The organism is Holdemanella sp., from assembly GCF_056804935.1.
On sequence record NZ_DBMEXE010000149.1, the window covers coordinates 888 to 4,144 of the forward strand.

Annotated in this window: 6 protein-coding genes; 4 read left to right on the plus strand and 2 right to left on the minus strand. The window is 32.1% G+C overall.

The annotated features are described in order from the left end of the window. On the minus strand, window positions 1-1,049 hold a 1,049-nt coding region (locus ACZQCL_RS07100), incomplete at its 3' end, for an alanyl-tRNA editing protein (RefSeq protein ID WP_482482457.1). A 133-nt stretch (window positions 1,050-1,182) separates the two neighbouring features. Here ACZQCL_RS07100 and ACZQCL_RS07105 point away from each other — a divergent pair. Beyond that, window positions 1,183-1,926 (plus strand): VUT family protein, encoded by a 744-nt coding sequence (locus tag ACZQCL_RS07105; RefSeq protein ID WP_270780105.1) that lies wholly within the window; start codon window positions 1,183-1,185, stop codon window positions 1,924-1,926. A 17-nt stretch (window positions 1,927-1,943) separates the two neighbouring features. Here the strand turns inward: ACZQCL_RS07105 and ACZQCL_RS07110 are convergent, their stop codons facing one another. Beyond that, window positions 1,944-2,333: a hypothetical protein gene (locus ACZQCL_RS07110; protein ID WP_482482459.1), complete on the minus strand. Its 390-nt coding sequence runs from the start codon at window positions 2,331-2,333 to the stop codon at window positions 1,944-1,946. A gap of 381 nt (window positions 2,334-2,714) precedes the next feature. On the opposite strand from ACZQCL_RS07110, the gene ACZQCL_RS07115 reads away from it, so the two are divergent. The 3 genes from ACZQCL_RS07115 to ACZQCL_RS07125 are packed head-to-tail and all read left to right on the plus strand — an operon-like array spanning window position 2,715 to window position 3,175. Next, window positions 2,715-2,849 carry a hypothetical protein gene (locus tag ACZQCL_RS07115; RefSeq protein ID WP_295562904.1) on the plus strand — a complete coding sequence of 45 codons (135 nt, stop codon included), beginning with the start codon at window positions 2,715-2,717 and terminating at the stop codon, window positions 2,847-2,849. Between the two features lie 4 nt (window positions 2,850-2,853). Further along, window positions 2,854-3,036 (plus strand): hypothetical protein, encoded by a 183-nt coding sequence (locus ACZQCL_RS07120; RefSeq protein WP_147346780.1) that lies wholly within the window; start codon window positions 2,854-2,856, stop codon window positions 3,034-3,036. Beyond that, window positions 3,023-3,175 carry a hypothetical protein gene (locus ACZQCL_RS07125; protein ID WP_482482460.1) on the plus strand — a complete coding sequence of 51 codons (153 nt, stop codon included), beginning with the start codon at window positions 3,023-3,025 and terminating at the stop codon, window positions 3,173-3,175. Before ACZQCL_RS07120 ends, ACZQCL_RS07125 begins: the two co-directional genes overlap by 14 nt. Window positions 3,176-3,257 lie beyond the last annotated feature (82 nt).

Here is a 3,257-nt window from a genome sequence, read left to right on the forward strand (position 1 = left end):
AAATCATTTTTTCCTCCACCACGAACTGGATGTCTTTCTTTGAGTTGTAGGAATATATCTTTAGAGTTGGTCATGAACCGATAATTATCTTTTTGTTTAGAAACAAGTAAAACATAGTTGTCACTAAAAGATACAAGCTTATTGTAGTAATACAATTGTGTATCTCGATCGAGTTCATCACATAGAATAATTTGATTTTCTTTATGCTCAATGATTAAATGATCAATCATCTCTTTATTTAATTGTTTGATTCTTTGTTTCAAAGCATAATTTTCATCTAATACGCGTTGTACATTGAATGATAAAGCTTCTATATTTGAAGACAATTGATTGGAGATTTGAATAGACTGATCATGTTTTAAGACATAGTCTTCATAAGCAAGTTTTCCACATAAGAAGAATAGGCGTGTGCCTTTTTTGATCTTCATCGATTTAATGATTTTAAACAATCCCACTTCAATCGTACTTTTTACATGGGGTGCGCAACATGCGCATAAATCTACATCTTCAATTTCGACAAGGCGTGGTTTGTCTAAGTTAAGTTTTGCACGATATTCAATGTTGGAATAATCCTCTAAGTAATAGGACTTAACAGGTTTATTTGAAAAGATGACAGAATTCACTAAAGCTTCAATTCTTTTAATTTGATCATTATTTAAGTCCATCGCATAATCGGCTGTAATTTCATTGTATCCTAAATGAAATCCTACATTATCCACATGAAATTCTTTGTGTATCAATCCAGAAAGAATGTGTTCTCCTGTATGATGTTGCATATTGGTGTAGCGATGAGTCCAGTCAATACTACCTTGTACATCACCATTTAATGCAGAGTGCGTATAATGATGAATTTCATCATTTATGATTTGCACATCCACTACTTCAATACCATTCAACGTTCCTTTGTCACATGTTTGTCCACCTTCTTCAGGAAAGAAAAGGGTTTGATCCAAGATTATGTCATATAATTCATTCTTTTTAACACATGAAATAACATGGGCATGAAATGTTGTTTGGTAGCCTTCTTGTTCGTATAGTTTAATTGTCATATATATCACCGGAATTAATCATAGCATAAGTGATACAAACTTTGACAAATAATTAAAAACATATTAGACTTATATGGTTTGAACAAAGATGTTTTGCTTCCCAACCATCTTTAAAAAAACAGGAGGGTAAAAAATGAATAGAATTAAAACGGAAGTTAAAGAAGTGAGTGTATTACTACGAAGTATACCTTCACTTACGATGACACTTTTTATTGTTTCGGTCATCACTATGAATCTTTTGGCAAACAAAAGTATTAACTTGCCATTTAGCTTTATGGCACTAGATTGTGGAATTGTGGTAAGCTGGCTTTCATTCTTATGTATGGATGTCATCACAAAACATTTTGGTCCTAAAGCTGCAACACAAGCATCACTAGTAGCTGTGTTGGTGAATTTAGGTATGTGCCTAGTTTTCTTCTTGGCATCAAAGATTCCTGGCGTATGGGGTGAATCCTATGTAGAAGGATCAGAAGCCATTATTAATGGGGCATTAGACGGAACAATTGGTGGTACTTGGTATGTACTATTTGGAAGTACAATTGCGTTTATTGTTTCTGCCATTGTGAATAACTATACGAATTCCATGTTAGGTAAGATTTCTAACAACAACAGCAACTTTAAATCGTATGCATTCCGCTCTTATGTATCTACTGGTATTGGTCAGTTTTGCGACAATCTGACATTCGCATTGATTGTGTCACACCAATTCTTTGGATGGACATTGGTACAATGTGTTGTGTGTGCCTTTACAGGTATGATTGTAGAAACACTATGTGAGGTCATCTTCTCATATCCTGGTTTCAAGATTCTACAAAACTGGCAGAAGAATAAAGTAGGTAGAGAATATTTTGAATATATGAAAGAAAGCAGTCGTTAAACTGCTTTTTCTTTTGCTTAAAGTTGTTCTAATAATGCTTTTGTACAATTATAGGTATTTAGTCTTTGCGTTGTTTCTAAGATGCCTGTTAATATTTCTTTCGTATCTTCATCAACTAATTCACCATTTGGTTTATAGTCATATATGATAATCGGCTCAACAATATAAACACCTTCACAAGCATCCTCTAAATAAATCGCATAGTGTATATCGTTAATTGTATATAAATACATATATTCTTCAGATTCATTGTATGCGCAAGATAGTACAGTGCCGACTGGATATTTTTGACTAAATGAAATAGAATGTTCCAAATCATGATTGATTAAATTTTGATCGATGTCCCTTAAAATGTTTCGTACAAAATCCATAGCGTTTTTTTGAATGATTTTTAACTCTTCTTTCATGCATTCAAACCTTAATTGATCAACAACATCGAATTCTTTGACATGGATTGATACAACTTTATTTTTATGATTCTTAGAATTGATTTTTAAACCAAACTTTTTCTTGTTGTAGGTATATAGATAGACATATTTTATTTCATCAAAACGACTTTCAAGAATGGTTCCTACGGAATATTCTAATTTATGTTCAAGCCCTCATTCAAGCCAACCATATCATCTTAATTGACATTATCGATGTCTAAAACATAGATTGTTTTAAAAAGTGAATCAAACTTGTTTAAGTAATGTGATATAAACAAGTTTGATTGAAAATGAAATAAAAGTAGTATGAAAACGATTTCAGACATGCTAATATGAAATTAGAAAAGGAGGACATAGTATATGATGTCATTAGATTGGTTAGTTTACGTATTAGGTGTAGTAGCTGTTGTTTTCTTAGTCGTTATGTTCTTCAAGTATAAAAAGCACAATCGATATGCCGATAAATTTGAAGACACATATCCAGATGCAAAGTAAGATTATGAAAAAGAGACAGAGAAAAAAGAATAATAAAAATGTCTTTATTCCACTAATTCCTGTTGAAATGACGGAAGAAGAGGTTAAGCAAATTTTGAAAACTAGAGAGGGGGATAAATCCGAGGATAGGCGTAATATGCATCATAGTACTTGTGATGGAGTTCGTGTTTCAGATGAGCTTTCCTAAATGGGGATTCATTTCTATGGTTGTTTTACTCGTAGGTGGAGCTATCTATGGATTTTATATTCATGATTTCTTACAAGCAATGATGTGTGTTGCAGATATTGGATTTTTTGTGTATGCGTATGAGCGTTTTAACAAATAAATTCAAAATTATTCGATATTTCATTAAGAATGGAATATTCAATGAAGAAAGGGCAATTGAGATTTCTAAGCTTGATCATAAT